The organism is Streptomyces sp. NPDC102490, from assembly GCF_044765285.1.
Taxonomy (GTDB): Bacteria; Actinomycetota; Actinomycetes; order Streptomycetales; family Streptomycetaceae; genus Streptomyces.
On record NZ_JBIWJU010000011.1, the window covers coordinates 304,674 to 323,687 of the forward strand.

Here is a 19,014-nt window from a genome sequence, read left to right on the forward strand (position 1 = left end):
TGCCGACTCGGCGGACTGCCGCTCGCCGGACGATGTGCCGCGTCCCCCCGGGCGCGTGAGGCAGGCGGTCCGCTTGCGGCGCACGGGTGTTCGCCGGGCGGCCGGATCTGCCGCGCCGCCGACGATCGGCCCCGTGCAGGGCGCCGCCCCGGCGCGCCGCCGCTTGCCAGATCCCCCCGCCTACGTGAGGCAGGCGGCCCGCCTGCGGCGCGCGCCTGGAGCCGCCGCGCGGGCCCACGGCACCGGCGTGCAGGCTCAGGCGCCCCGCAGCCAGGACGCCCCGGCAGACGATGTGCCGCGTCCCCCGGGTACGTGAGGCAGGCGGCCCGTTTGCGGCGCGCGCCCCGAGCTGCCGCTCGGGCCCACGGCAGCGCGTGCAGGCTCAGGCGTCCCGTGGCCAGGATGCCCGGCCGCGAGGCTCCCGTCGGGCGGGGTCAGTGTCTGCGTACGGCCAAGAAGCGCACCGGTGTGCCCGGTACCGCCTGGGCCGCTGCCGGGAGGTCGGTGGTGCGTACGACGCCGATCACCGGATAGCCGCCGGTGGTCGGGTGGTCGGCGAGGAACACCACCGGCCGGCCGTCGGGCGGCACCTGCACCGCGCCCAGCACCGTGCCCTCGCTGGGGAGTTCGCCCGGACGGGCGCGTTCCAGCGCGGGTCCGTCCACGCGCAGCCCGATGCGGTTGCTCGCGGACGACACGCGGTACGGGCGCGAGGTGAACGCCCGTACCGCCCCCGGCGTGAACCAGTCGGCACGCGGACCCGGCATCACCCGCAGGACCAGCTCCGCCGGGGGCGCCGGCTGCGGGGCGGCGTCCACGCGCGCGTACGGCTCGCCCGGTCGTCCCAGGGGAAGCACCGTCCCGTCCGCGAGGGGCGGCGGGCCGAGGCCGGACAGCAGGTCGGTGGAGCGGCTGCCGAGGACCGGCTCGACGAGGACGCCGCCGGAGGCGGCCACGTAGGAGCGCACCCCGGAGTCCGCCGCCCCGACGTCGAGCAGCGCTCCGGCCGGCACGGCGACCGGAGCGCCCCAGGACACCGGCCGTCCGTCCACCGTCACCGGGGAGGGGGCGCCGCCGACCGCCACCGTGACCGCGCACCGCGGGCGCAGCGCACAGCCGCTGAGCGTGGTCTCCAGGACGGCGGCCCCGGGCGGATTGCCCACCAGCCGGTTGACCAGCGCCGCCGCGGGCGCGTCCAGCGCCCCGGAACGCGGGACGCCGAGGTGGGCGTGGCCCGGCCGGCCCCGGTCCTGCACGGTGGTCAGGGCCCCGGCGCGGACGACCGCGAGCGCACGGTCCGTCATGGACCCTCCCGGCGTCCTCGGCGGACGAACCGCACGCGCGTGCCGGGCGACAGCAGCGCCGCCGGCACCCGCCTGTGGTCCCACAGCACGGCGTCCGTGGAGCCGATCAACTGCCAGCCGCCCGGCGACGAGCGCGGGTACACGCCCGTGTACGGCCCGGCCAGCGCCACCGAACCGGCCGGGACCGCGGTGCGCGGGGTGTCCCGGCGCGGCACGTCGTAGCGCGCCGGGAGGCCGGTCAGGTAGCCGAAACCCGGCGCGAACCCGCAGAAGGCGACCCGGAACTCGGTGCCCGCGTGCACACGCGCCACCTCGTCCTCCGGGACGCCCCAGTGCGCGGCCACGTCGGCCAGGTCCGGACCGTCGTAGCGGACCGGGATCTCGACGACGTGCCCCGCGCGCGGGGAAGCCGGCGGCACCTCGGCGGCCGTCAGCTCGGACGCGAGCCCGACCGGGTCGGCGAGGCCGTCGAGGAGGACGGTCCGCGCCGCCGGGACGATCTCCCGGACCACGAGCGTGCCCTCCGCGCGGCGCCGCGACAGCTCCGCGTGCCACGCCTCGGCCTCCTCGCCCGAGGACACCTCGACGAGCAGGGCGTCGTCGCCGACCGGCAGGACGTTCACGAGAAGGGCTCCATCCGGACGCCGGACGCCTCCAGCCGCTCCCGGACCCGGCGCGCCAGCTCCACCGCCCCGGGCGTGTCGCCGTGCACGCACAGGGAACGCGCCCGGACCTCGACCGTCGCCCCCGAGCGGGCCAGCCGCACCGCGCGTGCCACGACGGCCTCCGGGTCGGTGATCACGGCGCCCTCCTGTCCGCGCGGCACGAGCGTGCCCCCGTCCGTGTAGGCCCGGTCCGCGAACGCCTCCGGGACCACCGGCAGCCCCGCCCGCCCGGCCCGCTCCAGCACCCGCGAGCCGGGCAGCCCGAGGACGGGCAGGGCGCCGCCCGCCAGGAGCACCCCGTCGACGACCGCGGCGGCCTGCTCCTCGTCCCCGACCACCCGGTTGTAGAGGGCGCCGTGCGGTTTGACGTACGCCACGCGCGTGCCCGCCGCCCGGGCGAAGACCTCCAGGGCGCCGATCTGGTAGGCCACCTCGGCCGCCAGCTCGGCGGGCGGCACGTCCATCGCGCGCCGCCCGAAACCGGCCAGGTCCCGGTAGGAGACCTGGGCGCCGATCGCCACGCCCCGCTCCGCCGCCAGCTCGCAGACCCGGCGCATGGTGGCCGGGTCCCCGGCGTGGAAGCCGCAGGCGACGTTGGCGCTGGTGACGACGGACAGCAGACCCTCGTCGTCGGTCAGCGCCCAGCGGCCGAAGCCCTCGCCGAGGTCCGCGTTCAGGTCCATCGAGGTCATGTCTCCAGCGTCCCCGGTGCCGTGGCCGCGGGCGGTCCAGGACCTCTGGCGCGGCATCCGGATCACGCCACGCGGTACTGCTCGTCACGGGCGTCGGTGAGGAACATCTGCCCCGGCGCGTGGGTGAGCGCGAAGGGCGGGCGCGAGGCCATGACCGCCGCCTGCGGGGTCACGCCGCAGGCCCAGAACACCGGGATGTCGTCCGGTTCGCGGTCCACCGCGTCGCCGAAGTCGGGCCGGTCCAGATCGTCGATCCCCAGCGCCGACGGGTCGCCGCAGTGCACGGGGCTGCCGTGCACCGCCGGGAGCAGGCTGCTCTCGTGGATCGCCGCCGACAGGTGCGCGGGCGGCACCGGACGCATCGACACCACCATCGGCCCGCGCAGCCGCCCGGCCGGACGGCACCGGCGGGAGGTGACGTACATCGGGACGTTGCGGCCCTGCTCGACGTGGCGGATCGGGACGCCCGCCGAGGCCAGCGCCCACTCGAAGGTGAAGCTGCACCCGATCAGGAACGTCACCAGGTCGTCCCGCCAGTGCTCCCGCACGTCCGTCGGCTCCTCCACCAGCTCGCCGTCCCGCCACACCCGGTAGCGCGGCAGGTCGGTGCGCAGGTCCGCGCCGTCGGCGAGCACGGTGGTCCAGGACCCGGCGTCGGTGACGTCGAGCACCGGGCAGGGCTGCGGGTTGCGGGTGCAGAACAGCAGCATGTCGTACGCCCAGTCGGCGGGCACCGAGATCAGGTTGGCCTGGGTGTGGCCGGCGGCGACCCCGGCCGTGGGGCCGGTCAGGCCCTTCCGGAAGCGGGCGCGGGCCGTTTTCGGGCTCCACGCGTGCGCGTGCTCGTCGACGAGGGCGAGCGGTCGGTCCCCGGTCGCGGGGTGCGGGTGGTTCATGCCAGTTCCTTTCCGCGTGTCTCCGGCAGCCCCAGCAGGGCCAGTGCCGCGATGCCGTAGCCGATGGCGCCGAAGACCAGCGCGCCGCCCACGCCCCAGCTGTCGGCGAGGAAGCCGACGGTGGTGGGGAAGACGGCGCCCACGGCGCGTCCGGTGTTGTACGTGAAGCCCTGGCCCGCGCCCCGCACCGCCGTCGGGTACAGCTCGCTCAGGTACGAACCGAAGCCGCTGAAGATGGCCGACATGCAGAAGCCGAGCGGGAAGCCAAGCACCAGGAGCAGGGTGTTGGCGCCGCTCGGGATGTTCGCGTACGCCAGGATGCAGAGCGCCGACAGCAGCGCGAAGAGCCAGATGTTGCGCCTGCGGCCCAGCACGTCCGTGAGCACGCCGCCGGTCAGGTAGCCCAGGAAGGCGCCCGAGATGAGGAAGGTCAGATAGCCGCCGGTGCCGACGACCGACAGGTCGCGCTCGTCCTTCAGATACGTCGGCACCCAGGTGGCGAGGGTGTAGTAGCCGCCCTGGACCCCGGTGGAGAGCAGGCTCGCGAAGAGCGTGACGCGCAACAGCCCCGGTGAGTCCGCCGTGCCCGGCTGGAAGATCGCCGCGAACGACCCCTTGCCGGCGCCCTTCTCCCGCACCTCGGCGGCTTGCGGCGCGTCGTGGACGCTGCGCCGCACCCACACCACGAGCAGCGCCGGGAGCGCGCCCGTCCAGAACATGACGCGCCAGGCCAGGTCGTCACCGGCCAGCGAGAACACCAGCGTGTACACGATCACCGCGAGCGCCCAGCCCACGGCCCACGAACTCTGGATCGCGCCGAGCGTGCGCCCGCGGTGCCTGGGGCTCGCGTACTCGGCGACCAGGATCGCGCCGACCGCCCACTCGCCGCCGAAGCCGAGGCCCTGGAGGGCGCGGAAGACGAGCAGCGTCTCGTAGTTGGGCGCGAAGCCGCAGGCCACGGTGAAGACGGCGTAGGTGATCACGGTGAGCAGCAGCGCCCTGACCCGGCCGACGCGGTCCGCCAGCACACCCGCGAGCGCGCCGCCAATCGCCGAGACGACCAGCGTGACCGTCGTGAGCAGGCCGGTCTGACCGCTGTCCAGACCGAAGTACGCGGCCAGCGCGACCATGGTCAGCGGCAGCGTGAAGTAGTCGTACGAGTCGAGGGCGTAGCCGCCGAACGCACCGCCGAAGGCGCGGCGGCCCCGCGGGCCGAGGGCGCGCAGCCAGCCGAACGCGCCGTCTTCCGTGGGGTGTTCGGCCGTGCTCGGAGGGCGGGTGTCGGCGGGGAGGGCCGAGGGGGGAGGGGGTGTGCTCATGCTGCACCTCGCAAGGGGAGGACGGAGAGTGCGGATCGAGCGGGGACTTCATGGCACCGTAGGGGATCGTTCAACGATCCCTCAATACCCCTGTTGTTTCGTTCTGGTATCTGCGGTTGAATTCCGGGCATGGCAGAGCAGTTGACGGGACTGGCCGACGATCGCGCCCTCCTCGGGCGGACCAGCACCGCCGAGCGGGTCTCGGACATCCTCAGGAGCCGGATCGCCGAGGGCTACTTCCCACCCGGGACCCGGTTGTCGGAGGACAGCATCGGCGGCGCCCTCGGCGTCTCCCGCAACACCCTGCGCGAGTCGTTCCGCCTGCTCACCCACGAACGCCTGCTCGTCCACGAGCTGAACAGGGGCGTCTTCGTCCGGGTCCTCACCGTCGAGGACGTCGAGGACATCTACCGCACCCGCTCCCTCGTCGAGTGCGCCGTCGTCCGCGGCCTCGGCGAGCCGCCGTACCCGCTGGACGGGCTCGCCGAGGCCGTCGAGGACGGGCGGCGGTCGGCCCGCGAAGGTGACTGGAAAGGCGTGGGTACGGCCAACATCCACTTCCACCGGGAACTGGTGGCCCTCGCCGGCAGCGAACGCACCGACGAACTGATGCGCAGCGTCTTCGCCGAACTGCGCCTGGCCTTCCACGTGGTGGACGACCCCCGGCGCCTGCACGAGCCGTACATCGCCCGCAACGCGGAGATCCTCGCGACCCTGGAGGGCGGCGATCGGGAAACGGCGGCGCGGCTGCTCGCGGTCTACCTGGAGGACTCGCTCAAGCGCGTCGTGGAGGTCTACCTGCGGCGGGTCGGCGACGAGGGGTAGGGCAGGTCCGCCGGGAAGGCCCCGGCCCTCGGCGGCACGGCGGCACGGCGGCACGGCGGCCGGCCACCGGCCCGCGCGGGCCCATCTGCGCCGTTTGGGCCGATGTCAGACCGAGGACCTAGTCTGTGCACCGTGACTTCGCCTGCATCGACGGACAGCGTTCCGCCCCAGCTCAGCGCGGGGCCGCGCCCCGCCCCGGGCCCGGCCGCCGACGAGGGGCTGGCGCGGCGGCTGCGCGCGCTCGCCTGCACGGCGCCGCTGCACGACCTCGACGCGCGCAAGGCCAACCTCGCCGGTGAGTACTCGGTGTACGGCATGGCGGAGGTCGCCCTCGCCGCCATCGACCTCGTCACGCTGAACATGGACTTCGACACGGGCGCCGACCACGACCAGATAGTGGCCAGGCTGATCCCGCGCGTCGCCGCCCAGGCCCCGCGCCGCCCCGCCGCCGAGCACGAGCGGGTGGCCCGCTGGGTCCTGGAGAACCTGATCAACGTCGGCAGCGTCGACCGCGGCTTCCGCGCGGTGTACGGCACCTTCGGACCGGACGGCACGTACGTACGGCGGGACTACGACTTCAAGCTGCTCGAAGAGGTCCCGGGACCCGGCGGCACCGTCTACCTGCGCACCACGGACGAGGCGGTCAACGTCCTCGTCGGCGCCCTGGACACCGACGTCACCAGCGCCCAGATCGCCGCCGAGGTCAAACTCGAGGTGCTGATCAGCCGCGGCCGTCTCGCCGACGCCCAGCTCGCCGCCGAACAGGCCCGGTACCGGACCGTCCAGTACTCGGAGACCCTGCGCCGCGCCCTGGGCGCCACCCGGCGCAACGTCCGCGCGGTGGACTGGCTCAGTGCCGTCCCCGACATGATCGCCGAGGCCTTGGACCACGTCGCCGACCGCTACCGGCACGAGAACGCGATCCTGACCAACATCCGCAAGGCCCGCGACGAGACCGAGGACGCCGAGCACAAGCGCCGCGCCGCCGAGCTGGTCGACATCGTCAAGGACTGCATCCGCCGCCACACCCAGCTCCAGTCCCGCCTCCTGGAGGCCGGCCCGCTCTTCCGCGCCGAACAGGACCGGCAGGCCTTCGCCGCCCCCCTGACCACCTCCGGCCTCGACCTGTACGGCCATCTCGTCGCCCCCGTGCTGCCGTTGCCCGTGGAGCGGGCGCTCCGCGTCACCGACGCCTTCTTCGCCCGCGGCACCGGGCTGCGCACCCCCGTCTCCGTCCGGGTCGGCGACCTCGTCGACATCCTGCTCACCCCGCCGGTGGAGCGCGAGCACCTGGGCGCCGAGATGCCGGAGCCCGACCTGATCGCCACCCCCGACGACAGCCGGTTCAGCGAGGAGCAGCTCGCCGCCGCCATGGAGCTGCTCGACCTGCCGCACGACGCCCCGCGCCGGCTGTCCGGGCTGCTGGCCGAGGCCCGCGCCCGCGACGCCGAACTGCCGTACCTCGTCGCCCTGCTCGCCGTCCACGCGGCCAGCCCGCCGGTCGGCACCGCCTACCGCCAGGGCGAGCCGAAGCTGCTGTTCGCCGTCGACGACGGCACCGAGCTGGACGACCCCGAGTTCGGCGGCGCCGACCTCATCGTCGGCACGGCGCTGCTGGACGCGGCGGGGATGGCGGCGGACCGGACGGAGGCGGCATGACGACCGGCCCGCACCCCGCCCCCCACCACCCCACGCACCGCCCCACCCGACACCGCAGCACAGAACGACCGCACAGCGAGGAGCGCCGACCGTGACCGAGTACGCCGACCGGAGCGAGCCGGAGGCGGGTGGCGCACCGACCACCGCGGCCGTCACGCCCGCCGACGCCGCCGACGCGGCGCGGCTCGTCGCCTTCGGTCTCCAGCCCAAGCTGCTGCCCGCCCGCGACCAGGAGTACGCCGACCTGCTGCGCCGCTACCGCGAGGACCCGCCCTTCGCGCGGCTCGCCGACGCCGTGGCGGCCGGCCTCGGGCTGATCGTCCTGGAGGTGTCCCCGCGCGCGGGGATGGCCGTGGCCGCCGCCGAGGACTCGGTGTTCGCCGTCCGCATGGGCGACTACGCGCGCCGTGCCGCCACCGACTCCGGCGACCGCTTCCTGCACGGCCTCGCCCACCTCGCCATCGCCGCCATGGCCTACCCGCGCCCCGAGGACCTCGCCGACGACGGCTACATCGGCCGCGTCACGGTCAACGGCGTGGACGCGTTCGTCCGCCAGGCCTGCCGCAGACTCGAGGAGCGCGCGGAGCAGCAGGGCGAGAACACCGACCCGGCCACCGACGCGCCGGGCCTGGAGGCCGCCTGGCGGATCTGGGTCAGGCGCAGCGCGACCGGCGCCACCAAGGACGCCCGCAGACTCCCCGGCTCCACCACCGGCATCGTCGGCAAGGCCGCCGCGTTCCTCACCGAGTCCGGTTTCCTCCAGCGCACCGGCGACGACCACGGCGGCACCTACCGCACGACGGCCCGCTACCAGCTCCAGGTGCGCGACATGGCGGGCAGCGCCGCCCTGACCGAACTGCTCGACCTGGGCGTCGTCCCGGTCACCGACGGCACCGCGACGCTGCTGCCCGCCGAGGAGACGGACGACCTGGAGTTGGTCGCCGACGCCGGCCTGCCCTTCCACTCCTCCTGACCCCGCGCCCGAGACCACGCCCGACCGCCCCGCCCCACCCCGTCCGACCGTCCCCGACGTCCGAAGACTTACGAGAGTCCGCCATGTACGAGCTGTCCCGGGTCCGCCTCTACTCCATCGGACCCGCCGGTGCGCGCTACGCCGACACCGTGCTTGACCTGCGCGGTGTGGGCGAGCCCGTGCCCGATCCCGCGCCCGCGCAGGCGGAGTTTTTCGAAGAGGAGCCCGTCGGCCCGCCGCGCCGCCCCGCGCCCGCCGGCGTGCTCTTCCTGGAGAACGGCGGCGGCAAGTCCGTGCTGCTCAAGCTGATCTTCTCGGTGATGCTGCCGGGCCACCGCAACACCCTGGGCGGCGCCAGCTCCGGCGTGCTGCGCAAGTTCCTGCTCGCCGACGACTGCGGACACGTGGCGCTGGAGTGGCAGCACGTCCAGACCGGCGAATGCGTCGTCGTCGGCAAGGTCAGCGAGTGGCGCGGACGGCAGGTCTCGGGCGACCCGCGGAAGTTCGCCGAGGCCTGGTACTCCTTCCGGCCAGGACCCGGACTGACCCTGGACAACCTGCCGGTCGCCGAGGCCACCGCCGTCCGCTCGCCCGTCGAGGGCGCCTCCGGCGCGCAGGGCAGGCGGCGCACCATGAAGGGCTTCCGGGACGCGCTCACCGAGGCGGGCAAGGCCTACCCGCACCTGGAGGTGCACTGGGAGGAGATCCACGACCGCTGGATCGAGCACCTCGGCGACCTCGGACTCGACCCGGAACTCTTCCGCTACCAGCGCGAGATGAACGCCGACGAGGGCGAGGCCGCCGGCCTCTTCGCCGTCAAGAAGGACTCCGACTTCACCGACCTGCTGCTGCGGGCCGTCACCGACACCCGCGACACCGACGGCCTCGCCGACCTGGTGGCCGGCTTCGGCAACAAGCTGGGCCGGCGCGCCGAGCTGATCGCCGAACGCGACTTCACCGCCGGGTCCGTCGATCTCCTCGGCCGGATCGTCGAGGCCGCCGAGGCCCGCACCCGCGCGCGCGACATCCACACCGCCGCCGAACGCCGCACCAGGAACCTGGCCCGCCGGCTCACCGCCCGAGGCACCCGGGAGCGGGCCCGCGCGGGTGATCTCGCCCAGCGGGTCACGGCCGCCGCGTACGCCGTCACGCACGCCGAGTCCGCCCGGGACCGCAGCAACCTCATCGCCGCCGAACTCGCCTACCGGCACGCCTCCCTGGCCCTGACCGGCGCCGAGAAGTCCGCCGCCGCGCAGAAGCGCGAACTGGCCGAGGCCCGCACCCTGCACTCCGCCTGGCAGGCCGCCGAGGCCGTCCTGCGCCACCGCGCCGCCGCCGACCGCGTCGCCCGCGTCTCGGCCGCCATCCAGGAGGCCGAACGGGACGCGGCCCCCGCCCTCGCCGCCCGCACCAAGGCCGCCGTCGACCTCGTCCGCGCCCTGCACGCGGCGGCCGCGAAGGCCGAGGACCACGCCAACGAGGAGGAGGAGAGGTCCGCCGCCCTCCAGGAGGTCAGCGACACCGCCCACCGGGACTCCACCACCGCCGCCACCGAGGCGCAGCGCGCCCGCAGCGAGGCCGGGCACCTGCGCCAGCGCCTCACCGAGGTCGAGCAGGAGACCGCCGAGGCCGTCCGCGCCGGCTGGCTGGACGACAGCGCACCCGACGCCGACCCGGCCCGCGCCGCCCTCGCGGCCAGCGACGCGGAGAAGACGACCGTCGCCGCCTGGGACACCGCCCGCGAAGCGGCCCGCCGGGCCACCGAGCACGCCCGCGAGGCCGCCGCTGCCGAGAACCGCGCCGAACTGACCGCGGCCCGCGCGGCGGACGCGGCCACCGCGGCCGAGCGCGCCCACCAGGGCGAGCGGCGCACCGCCGAGGCCTTGGCCGCGGAGGAACGGCTCGCCGAACTGCTCGGCCTGGCCACCGGGGCCCGCCCGGGCGTCCCCCGGCCCCGCCGGGACGCCGACCGCGACGACCGGACCGCCGCGGCCGGCGCGACGGACGGCGCGCTGACCCCCGAGGAACTCGACCGCTTCGCCGACGAACTGCGCGAACTGCTCGACGACACCGTCTCCTCCGCCGAACGCCAGCTGTTCGACCTGCGCACCGCCGCGGCCGACGACTCCCGCATCCTCGGCGCGCTCGGCGACGGCGGCCTGCTGCCCCCGGGACCCGACGTGCTGGCCACCGTCGAGTTCCTCGGCGAGCACGGCATCCCCGCCCTGCCCGGCTGGCGCTACCTCGCCCAGGCCGTCGACCCCGCCGACCACGCGCGCGTGCTGGCCGCCCGCCCCGAGCTGGTCGACGGCGTGATCATCACCGACCCGGACTCGCACACCCGCGCCCGCGAGGTCCTCGGCGACGCGGCCCTGCTGCCGCGCTCCGCCGTCGCCGTCGGCACGGCCGCCGCCCTGCTCGCCCCGACCCCGGCCTCCGAGTCCGGCACCGGAGACGTCTTCCTCGTACCGCCGAACCCGGCCATGCACGACGAGCAGGCCGCCGACGAGGAGCGGCACGCCCTGCGCGCCCGGGCGGGCGCACGGGACGAGGAGATCCGCACCCTCGCCGCCCGCCTCGGCAAGGACCGCGAGCTGGCGGCCCGGCTCGCCTCCTGGCGCACCGGCTGCCCGGCCGGACGCCTCGCGGAACTCGCCAGGACCGCCGAGGAGGCCCGCGCCTTCGCCGAGGAGACCGAGGCCGAACTGGCCGAGGCCCGCGCCGTGCGGGCCGAGGCCGACGAGAGCGCCGCCGAGGCCGTCCACCTGCGGGACGAGCGGCAGGAGGCCGCACAGAAGGCCCGCCGCGCCGCCGACGCCCTCGCCGGACTCGCCTTCCGGCTGCGCGAACGCGCCGGCTGGCAGGTCAGACTCCGGGAACTGGCCGACGAGGGCGCCGAGTCCGAGGCCCGCGCCCAGGCCCTCCTGGAGCGGGCCCGCGCCGCCGACGAGGACCGGCGCGCCGCCCAGCGCGCCGCCGACGACGCCCGCCGCACCGCGCGGGCCCTGCGCGCCGAGCGCTCCGAGATCGCCGGCGCCCCCGACGACGTACCGGAGGAGGCACTCGGGGACGGTGCCGGGGCGCCGCAGGCGAAGGCGTCCCTGCCCGACCTGCGCGAGGCCTACCGCGCCGCCTCCCAGGTGTACGAGAAGGTCGGCGTCGGCGCCGACCTGCGCGCCGAACAGGCCCGCGCGGAGAGCGACGAGAGCGCCGCCCGTGCGGATCTCGACCGGCTCAGCAACAAGGTCCGCACCCGCGCCGGACAGCTCCTGGAATCGCCCGACGGCTCCGACGGACCCTCCCGGCAGGCCGCCGCCGCCCGCGCCGAGGAACTGGTGCAGCTCCTGGAGACCCGCATGTCCAGCGCGAGCGAGCAGCTCGGCCGGCTGCGCGGCGAGGCCGAACGGCACGCGCCCGAGGACGGCGACACCCACACCGACCTCCCCGAGGAGCTCCAGCCGCGCGACACCGAGCACGCCCAGACCCTGCTGCGCACGGCGAGTGCCGAACTCGCCGCCCGCACCGAGGCGCTGGCCCAGGCCCGCGAGGCCCATGCCGAACTGCTCGACGCGCACCGCGCCGCCGAGGACGCGGCCGGCGGCTTCGACGAGACCGCCGCCCTGCTGCGCGACCTGCTGCGCGACCACGCGCCCGAGGAGGAGCAGGAGGAACCCGAGCCCTACGCCGGGGACCTGGAGGAGGCCCGCCGGTCCGCCGCCGAGGCCCGCCGTTCGCTGCGCGGCTGCGCCGCCGACCTGTCCGCCGCCGAGGCCGCCGTACGCGAGGCGAGCGACGTCCTGGTCCGGCACGCCAACTCCACCCGCTACGAGCAGGTCCGCACGCCCGCCCGCCAGCAGATCCGCGATCTGCCCGCCGCCGCGCTGCCCGAGCACGCCGCCCAGTGGGCGGACGCCTTCGCGCCCCGGCTCCGCGTCCTCACCGACGAGCTGTCCCAGCTGGAGCGCAACCGCGACTCGATCGTGGACCGGCTGCGCGGCCTGGTCGAGTCCGCCCTCGCCACCCTCCGCTCCGCCCAGCGGCTGTCCCGGCTGCCGGAGGGCCTCGGCGAGTGGTCCGGGCAGGAGTTCCTGCGCATCCGCTTCGAGGAGCCCGACCAGGCCACCCTCACCGAGCGGCTCGGCGAGGTCGTCGACGAGGCCACCCGCGCGGCCGTGAAGAAGAACTCCGACCTGCGCCGCGACGGCATGTCCCTGCTGCTGCGCGGTGTGGCCGCCGCCCTCCAGCCCAAGGGCGTCGCCGTCGAGATCCTCAAGCCCGACGCCGTGCTGCGCGCCGAGCGCGTCCCCGTCGGCCAGATGGGCGACGTCTTCTCCGGCGGCCAGCTGCTCACCGCCGCCATCGCCCTGTACTGCACGATGGCCGCGCTGCGCAGCAACGACCGGGGCCACGACCGGCACCGCCACGCCGGCACCCTGTTCCTGGACAACCCCATCGGCCGCGCCAACGCCACCTACCTGCTGGAGCTCCAGCGGGCCGTCTCGGACGCGCTCGGCGTGCAGCTGCTGTACACCACCGGCCTGTTCGACACGACCGCGCTGGCCGAGTTCCCGCTGGTCATCCGGCTGCGCAACGACGCCGACCTCAGGGCGGGCCTGAAGTACATCAGCGTGGAGGAGCACCTGCGGCCGGGCCTGCCGCAGCCGACGCCGGCCGCCGAGGGGGAGGGCGAGGCGGTGCACAGCGAGATCACGGCGACCCGCATGTACAAACGCCCCGCGCAATCACCGGCCTAGCCGGGCCGCTCGCCGAGCCGACCGAGCAGCCACGCGTGGAAGCTCCCGATGTGGTGCTCGGTCGGCACCAGCACCCCGCCCGCCCGGTAGGCCCGCGACGCCATGGCCGGCTGGGTCCGCTCGCAGGCCGCGAAGTCCTGGACGTTGACCCGGTGGAACAGCTCGACCGACTTCGACAGATCGGCCCCGGACGCCACAACCTCGGGTGCGTACAGCCAGTCGCACTCGACCACCGTGCGGTCCTCGGCCAGCGGGACCATGCGGTGCAGGATCACGTGGTCCGGCACGAGGTTCACGAAGACCGTCGGCCGCACGGTGACGGCGTAGTAGCGGCGGTCCTGGCCGTCCGGCACCTCGGGCAGCCTGCCGAAGCCCTCGCTGCCGTCGACCGTGAAGCCCTTCACCCCGTCGCCGAACTCGGCCCCGTGCCCCACGTAGTACTGCGCCGCGTAGCCGTCGGCGAACTCGGGCAGCACGTCGGTGAGTTCGGGGTGGATCGTCGCGCAGTGGTAGCACTCCATGAAGTTCTCGACGATCAGCTTCCAGTTGGCCCGCACGTCGTACCGGACGCGTCGGCCGAGTGCGAGCCGCTCGGTGCCGTACCGCTCGATGGCGGCCGGATCGCCGAGCCGTTCGACGGCCGCGCCGCGCACCGTCTCCTCGAAGGAGGGCGGCTCCTCGGCCAGGCACACCCAGGCGTAGCCGAGCCACTCGCGCAGCGCGACCTCGACCAGGCCGTACGCCGACCGGTCCACATCGGGCATCTTCGTCAGGTTGGGCGCGGCGACGAGCCTGCCGTCGAGGTCGTACGTCCAGGCGTGGTACGGACATTGCAGGGTGCGGCGCACCTCGCCGGACTCCTCGAGGCACAGCCGGGCGCCGCGGTGCCGGCAGATGTTCAGGAAGGCGCGCAGCCCGCCGGAGCGGGTACGCGTGACGAGCACGCTCTCGCGGCCGACCTGCACGGTGCGGAAGGCGCCGGGCCGCCCCAGATCGGCACCGCGCACGGCGCAGAACCACATCGCCTCGAAGACGTCCCGCTGCTCCTGCCGGAAGACCTCCGGATCGGTGTAGTAGCGGCCCGGCAGCGTCGGGACGAGGCTGGGGGACGGGGGAGTCGTCGTCACGTGCGTACTCCTCGGGCGGGGTCGAAGAGGCCGATGGGGTGCGCGGTGGTGCCGGTCAGGGCCAGGTCGGCGAGGATCTCGCCGACGACGGGCACGAACTTGAACCCGTGCCCGGAGAAACCGCAGGCCACAGTCACCGAGTCGGGGTGCGCCGGGTGGCGCGCGATGACGAAGTGCTCGTCGGGTGTGGTGGTGTACATGCAGGTCGCGGCCCTGCGGAAGGCGCCGGGCAGGTCGGGGATGCGGGCCGACATGTGGTCCGCCATGGCCCGGACCTCGTGGTCGTGCACGGTGCGGTCGATGGTCTCGGGGGTCGTGGCCCGCCCCTTGCGGAAGAAGGCGACCTTGACGCCGTCGTCGGGGCCGTCGATGGCCGGGAAGCCGTAGACCTGGACGCCGGCCGCGTCCTCCCAGACGTAGATCGGATGGCTCGCGGGGCGGAAGGGGAGGATGCCGCCGCGCGGCTGGAACCAGTACATGACCTGCCGCTCGACCGTGAACGGCATCCCGAGGTCGGCGAGCAGCCGCGGCGCCCACGCACCCGGGCAGAGCACCAGCTGGGAAGCGGTGTACGTGTTCTCGGCGGTGTGCACGCGCACCCCGTCCCGGTACGGCTCCCAGCGGGTCATCGGTTCGTCGAAGTGCAGGTCGGCGCCCTGCCGGGTGGCGAGCTGGAGGTGCGCGGCCACGGTGTTCTCCGGGCGCAGCAGCCCGGCCCTGGCCTCGTACAGCGCGACCTCGTCGTCGGCCGGTGCGAGCGTCGGGAAACGGCGGCGGATCTCCCGGGCGTCCAGCATCTCGTGCGGCAGGTCCCACTCGCGTGCCGAGCGCAGCGAGCCGGAGACGGTCCACGAGTCCGGGCGGCCGACCATCACCCCGCCGCAGAGCAGCGCGATGTCGCGGCCGGTGGCCCGCTCCAGGTCCTCGTACAGCTCGTAGGCGCGCAGCAGCAGGGGGACGTACGCCGGGTCCTCGAAGTACGACTGCCGGGTGATCCGCGAACCGCCGTGGCTGGAGCCCCGGTTGTGCACCGGGCCGAACTTCTCCAGGCCCAGCACGCGGACGCCCCGCGCGGAGAGGTGGTGGGCGGCGGCGCTGCCCATGCCGCCGAGACCGATGACGATCACGTCGTAGGTGGGGGACAACAGAGGGCCTCCTCGGGGCGGTCAGCGGCGGATACGGGTCATCCCGGGATCGAACAGCGGCTCCTCGGCGACCGTGGCGGGCACCTTCTCGCCGAAGTACTCCACGTGCACGCCGGTGCCGGCGGCCAGAGCGGCCGGGAGCCACGCGTATGCGACACATCGGCCGAGCGTGTAGCCGTAGGCGGCGCTGGTCACGTACCCGGCGGGGACGCCGTCCACGTACACCGGCTCCTTGCCGAGCACCACGGCGGCGGGGTCGTCGAGGAGAAGGGGCGTCAGCCGGCGGTCCGGCTCGCCCGCCCGCTCCAGCGCGGCCCTGCCGAGGAAGTCCGCCTTGTCCATGCGGACGGCGAAGCCGACACCCGCCTCGTAGGGGTTGTCCTCGTCGGTCATGTCCGTGCCCCAGGCCCGGTAGCCCTTCTCCAGCCGCAGGGAGTTGAAGGCCGACCGGCCGGCCGCGATCACGCCGAGCTCCTGCCCGGCCTCCCACAGGGTGTCCCAGAGCCGGAGCCCGAGGTCGGCGGTGGTGTACAGCTCCCAGCCCAGCTCACCGACATAGCTCAGGCGCAGGGCGGTGACCGGCACGTGGCCGACGTAGGTCCGCCGCGCGCGGAAGTAGCCGAACGCCTCGTGCGAGAAGTCGTCCGGGGTCAGCGGCTGGACCAGGTCGCGGGCCAGCGGGCCCCAGACGCCGACGCAGCAGGTCCCGGAGGTGATGTCCCTGACGTGGACGCCGTCGGGCGCGTGGCGGAGCAGGTGGTCGAGGTCGGCGGGGGAGTTGGCGCCGACCTGGAAGTGATCGGGGGACAGGCGGGCCACGGTGAGGTCGGAGCGGATGCCGCCGGTCTCGTCGAGGAGGAGCGTGTAGGTGACCGCCCCGGGCTTCTTGCGCAGGTTGTTGCTGGTCATGCGGTCGAGGAAGTCCAGGGCCCCGGGACCGGTGACCTCCAGGCGGCGCAGCGGGGTCATGTCGTACAGGGCGACCCGCTCACGGGTGGCGCGTGCCTCCGCCGCCGCGATCGGGGACCAGTGGCGGGCCGACCAGGCGTCGCGGTCGGGCAGGCGGAGATCCGCGGTGAGGCCGGCGTTCGCCTCGTACCAGTGCGGGCGCTCCCAGCCGCCGCCCTCCAGGAAGTACGCGCCGAGTCGCTGCTGACGGGCGTGGAAGGGACTGACCCGGAGCGGGCGTGGCCGCTCCACCGGCTGGAGCGGGTGGACGACGTCGTACACCTCCACGAACTGCTGCGCACCGCGCTCACGGACGTACGCCGGTGAACGCTGCGCCTCCTCGAACCGCGTGAGGTCGCACTCGTGCACGTCGAGCGAGGGACGGCCGTCCACCATCCACTCGGCGACGGCCCTGGCGGCCCCGGCCGAGTGGGTCACCCAGACCGCCTCCGCCAGCCAGAAGCCGCGCAGCGCACGGGACTCGCCGAGGACCGGCATGCCGTCCGGGGTGAAGGAGAAGACGCCGTTGAAGCCCGACTCGATGACGGCCCCGCGCAGGGCGGGCATCAACCGGCGGCAGTCCTCCCAGCTGGGCGCCCAGTCCTTTGGGGTGAAGGGGTACGACGACGGCATGTCCATGTCCCGGGCGCGGGCCTCGTCGTAGCCGGGGACGGCGAACGGGTCCACGGGCAGCGGGCGGTGGGCGTAGGAGCCGATGCCGAGCCGGTCGCCGTGTTCACGGAAGTACAGGTCCCGGTCCTGGAAGCGGAGGATCGGCTTCGAGGCGTCCGCCGCGGCATCGACGGGTCCGGGCAGCGGCCCGGTCCGCGCGTACTGGTGGGCGAGCGGTTGCAGCGGGACGTCGACCCCGGCCATGCGGCCGACGACCGGCCCCCAGAAGCCCGCCGCGGAGACGACGTGGTCGGCGGGGAAGGTGCCGCGGTCGGTGACGACCCCCGTGACCCGGCCGTCCGCCCGCTCGACGCCGGTGACCGTGTGCCGGTCCAGGACACGGGCGCCCCGCGCGACGGCGCGGTCCAGTTGGGCGCGGCAGGCGTGCAGGGCGCGGGCCAGGCCGTCTCCCGGGGTGTGGAAGCCGCCGAGGACCACCGACTCGTCGAGGAGCGGCCACAGTTCCCGGCAGCGGGCGGCGCCGACGATCTCGCCGCGCACGCCCCAGGACGCGGCGTACCCGGCCCTGCGGTGCAGATCGGCGAGGCGCTCCGGGGTGGTTGCCAGCTCCAGGCCGCCGACCTGCTGGAAGCACGGGACGCCGTCCCAGGTGAGGGCGGTGAACTTCTCGACGGTGTACTGGGCGAAGGCCGTCAGGGTGCGGGACGGGCTGGTCCGGAAGACGAGGCCGGGCGCGTGCGAGGTGGAGCCGCCCGGCGCGGGCAACGGGCCCTGGTCGAGGACGGTGACGTCCGTCCAGCCGCGGGCGGTCAGCTCGTCGGCGAGCGAGCAGCCGACGATGCCGGCGCCGATGACGACCACGCGGGGCGGCCGGCCGGGGGCACGGGTGCTCACAGGACCACCACCGAGCGCAGCACCTCGCCGCGGTGCATCCTGGCGAACGCCTCCTCCACCCCGTCCAGCGTCACCGTCTCCGAGACGAAGGCGCCGAGGTCCAGCAGCCCGTGCAGGTACTGGTCGATCAGGAAGGGGAAGTCGCGGCTGGGCAGGCAGTCCCCGTACCAGGACGACTTGATCGCGCCGCCGCGCGAGAACACGTCGAGGAGCGGGAGTTCGACGGTCGTCTCCGGCGTGGGCACCCCGACCTGGACCAGGACGCCCGCGTGGTCGCGCATGTAGAAGGCCTGGCGGAAGGTCTCCGGCAGCCCCACGGCGTCGATGGCGAGGTCCACGCCGTGTCCGTCGGTCAGCGCGCGGACCGCTTCGACCGGGTCGGTGCCGCGGGAGTCGACGGTGTGCGTGGCGCCGAACCGTTCCGCCCGGTCCAGTTTCCCGCCGTCCACGTCGACCGCGATGATCTTCACGGCGCCGTTCAGGGCGGCGCCCGCGATCGCCGCGTCCCCGACGCCGCCGCAGCCGATCACGGCGACCGAGTCGCCGCGGCCCACGCCGCCCGTGTTGACGGCGGCGCCGTAACCGGCCATCACCCCGCAGCCGACCAGACCGGCGGCCTCGGGCCGGGCGGCCGGGTCGACCTTCACCGCCTGCCCGGCGGCGACCAGGGTCTTCTCGGCGAAGGCGCCGATGCCGAGGGCCGCGGTCAGCGGGGTGCCGTCCGGCAGGGTCATCGGCTGTGCGGCGTTGCGCGACGCGAAGCAGTACCAGGGGCGGCCCCGCCGGCAGGACCGGCAGTCACCGCACGGAGCCCGCCACGCCAGGACCACGTAGTCGCCCGGCGCGAGTCCGCCGACGCCCGCACCGACCGCCTCGATCGTGCCGGCCGCCTCGTGGCCCAGCAGGAACGGGAAGTCGTCCGTGATCGCGCCCTCCCGGTAGTGCAGATCCGTGTGGCAGACCCCGCAGGCCTGTACGGCGACCAGCACCTCGCCGGGCCCCGGGTCCGGGACGACGATCGTCCGCACCTCCACGGGTGCGCCCCTCTTCACAGCGACTACGGCACGGGCCTCGTGTGGCACGACAAGCTCCTCTGCTGTTGCGCATTGCACGATGGGTTGCGCGATGAGGAACATAGTGGGAATGCCATCAAGTGGTCGTCAAGGGGTACGGGTTAACC

The 19,014-nt window shown here is 74.8% G+C and carries 13 protein-coding genes; 4 read left to right on the forward strand and 9 right to left on the reverse strand.

The window, feature by feature from the left end; translation table 11 throughout:
• Window positions 1-434: 434 nt before the first annotated feature.
• The 5 genes from ACIRGB_RS26395 to ACIRGB_RS26415 form a co-directional block, all read right to left on the reverse strand.
• Entirely contained in the window at window positions 435-1,304 is an 870-nt protein-coding gene (locus tag ACIRGB_RS26395) for a biotin-dependent carboxyltransferase family protein (protein ID WP_403869805.1), read from the reverse strand.
• Window positions 1,301-1,927 carry an allophanate hydrolase subunit 1 gene (locus tag ACIRGB_RS26400; RefSeq protein ID WP_403869808.1) on the reverse strand — a complete coding sequence of 209 codons (627 nt, stop codon included), beginning with the start codon at window positions 1,925-1,927 and terminating at the stop codon, window positions 1,301-1,303. Before ACIRGB_RS26400 ends, ACIRGB_RS26395 begins: the two co-directional genes overlap by 4 nt.
• Entirely contained in the window at window positions 1,924-2,661 is a 738-nt protein-coding gene (locus ACIRGB_RS26405; RefSeq protein WP_403869811.1) for a LamB/YcsF family protein, read from the reverse strand. The genes ACIRGB_RS26400 and ACIRGB_RS26405 overlap by 4 nt, the downstream gene beginning before the upstream one ends.
• Window positions 2,662-2,723: 62 nt before the next feature.
• Window positions 2,724-3,557, reverse strand: coding sequence for a putative hydro-lyase (locus ACIRGB_RS26410; RefSeq protein WP_403869814.1), 834 nt, complete (start codon window positions 3,555-3,557; stop codon window positions 2,724-2,726).
• Entirely contained in the window at window positions 3,554-4,876 is a 1,323-nt protein-coding gene (locus ACIRGB_RS26415) for an MFS transporter (protein ID WP_403869817.1), read from the reverse strand. Before ACIRGB_RS26415 ends, ACIRGB_RS26410 begins: the two co-directional genes overlap by 4 nt.
• A 129-nt stretch (window positions 4,877-5,005) precedes the next feature.
• Here ACIRGB_RS26415 and ACIRGB_RS26420 point away from each other — a divergent pair, with 129 nt between their 5' ends.
• The 4 genes from ACIRGB_RS26420 to ACIRGB_RS26435 all read left to right on the forward strand — a co-directional run bounded on the left by ACIRGB_RS26420 (window position 5,006) and on the right by ACIRGB_RS26435 (window position 13,087).
• On the forward strand, window positions 5,006-5,701 hold the full coding sequence (locus ACIRGB_RS26420; RefSeq protein ID WP_403869820.1) for a GntR family transcriptional regulator: 696 nt from the start codon (window positions 5,006-5,008) through the stop codon (window positions 5,699-5,701).
• Window positions 5,702-5,833: 132 nt separating this feature from the next.
• On the forward strand, window positions 5,834-7,360 hold the full coding sequence (locus tag ACIRGB_RS26425; protein ID WP_403869823.1) for a hypothetical protein: 1,527 nt from the start codon (window positions 5,834-5,836) through the stop codon (window positions 7,358-7,360).
• A gap of 91 nt (window positions 7,361-7,451) precedes the next feature.
• Window positions 7,452-8,333: a hypothetical protein gene (locus ACIRGB_RS26430; protein ID WP_403869825.1), complete on the forward strand. Its 882-nt coding sequence runs from the start codon at window positions 7,452-7,454 to the stop codon at window positions 8,331-8,333.
• An 83-nt stretch (window positions 8,334-8,416) separates the two neighbouring features.
• On the forward strand, window positions 8,417-13,087 hold the full coding sequence (locus tag ACIRGB_RS26435) for a hypothetical protein (protein ID WP_403869828.1): 4,671 nt from the start codon (window positions 8,417-8,419) through the stop codon (window positions 13,085-13,087).
• On the opposite strand, the gene ACIRGB_RS26440 is transcribed toward ACIRGB_RS26435, so the two are convergent.
• The 4 genes from ACIRGB_RS26440 to ACIRGB_RS26455 are packed head-to-tail and all read right to left on the reverse strand — an operon-like array spanning window position 13,084 to window position 18,916.
• The gene (locus ACIRGB_RS26440; protein WP_403869830.1) at window positions 13,084-14,214 is read right to left on the reverse strand and encodes an aromatic ring-hydroxylating dioxygenase subunit alpha; all 1,131 of its coding nucleotides are present in this window, start codon (window positions 14,212-14,214) and stop codon (window positions 13,084-13,086) included. The genes ACIRGB_RS26435 and ACIRGB_RS26440 overlap by 4 nt on opposite strands.
• Window positions 14,211-15,359: an N-methyl-L-tryptophan oxidase gene (gene solA, locus ACIRGB_RS26445; protein WP_403869833.1), complete on the reverse strand. Its 1,149-nt coding sequence runs from the start codon at window positions 15,357-15,359 to the stop codon at window positions 14,211-14,213. Before solA ends, ACIRGB_RS26440 begins: the two co-directional genes overlap by 4 nt.
• Before the next feature lie 21 nt (window positions 15,360-15,380).
• Window positions 15,381-17,834 (reverse strand): FAD-dependent oxidoreductase, encoded by a 2,454-nt coding sequence (locus ACIRGB_RS26450; protein WP_403869835.1) that lies wholly within the window; start codon window positions 17,832-17,834, stop codon window positions 15,381-15,383.
• Entirely contained in the window at window positions 17,831-18,916 is a 1,086-nt protein-coding gene (locus ACIRGB_RS26455; RefSeq protein WP_403869838.1) for an S-(hydroxymethyl)mycothiol dehydrogenase, read from the reverse strand. Before ACIRGB_RS26455 ends, ACIRGB_RS26450 begins: the two co-directional genes overlap by 4 nt.
• Window positions 18,917-19,014 lie beyond the last annotated feature (98 nt).

What these genes read in the sequence shown, in the direction of transcription:
- ACIRGB_RS26395 (WP_403869805.1), bottom strand. Translation starts at nt 1,304, where the DNA reads ATGACGGACCGTGCGCTCGCGGTCGTCCGCGCCGGGGCCCTGACCACC.
- ACIRGB_RS26415 (WP_403869817.1), bottom strand. Translation starts at nt 4,876, where the DNA reads ATGAGCACACCCCCTCCCCCCTCGGCCCTCCCCGCCGACACCCGCCCT.
- ACIRGB_RS26405 (WP_403869811.1), bottom strand. Translation starts at nt 2,661, where the DNA reads ATGACCTCGATGGACCTGAACGCGGACCTCGGCGAGGGCTTCGGCCGC.
- ACIRGB_RS26435 (WP_403869828.1), top strand. Translation starts at nt 8,417, where the DNA reads ATGTACGAGCTGTCCCGGGTCCGCCTCTACTCCATCGGACCCGCCGGT.
- ACIRGB_RS26420 (WP_403869820.1), top strand. Translation starts at nt 5,006, where the DNA reads ATGGCAGAGCAGTTGACGGGACTGGCCGACGATCGCGCCCTCCTCGGG.
- ACIRGB_RS26410 (WP_403869814.1), bottom strand. Translation starts at nt 3,557, where the DNA reads ATGAACCACCCGCACCCCGCGACCGGGGACCGACCGCTCGCCCTCGTC.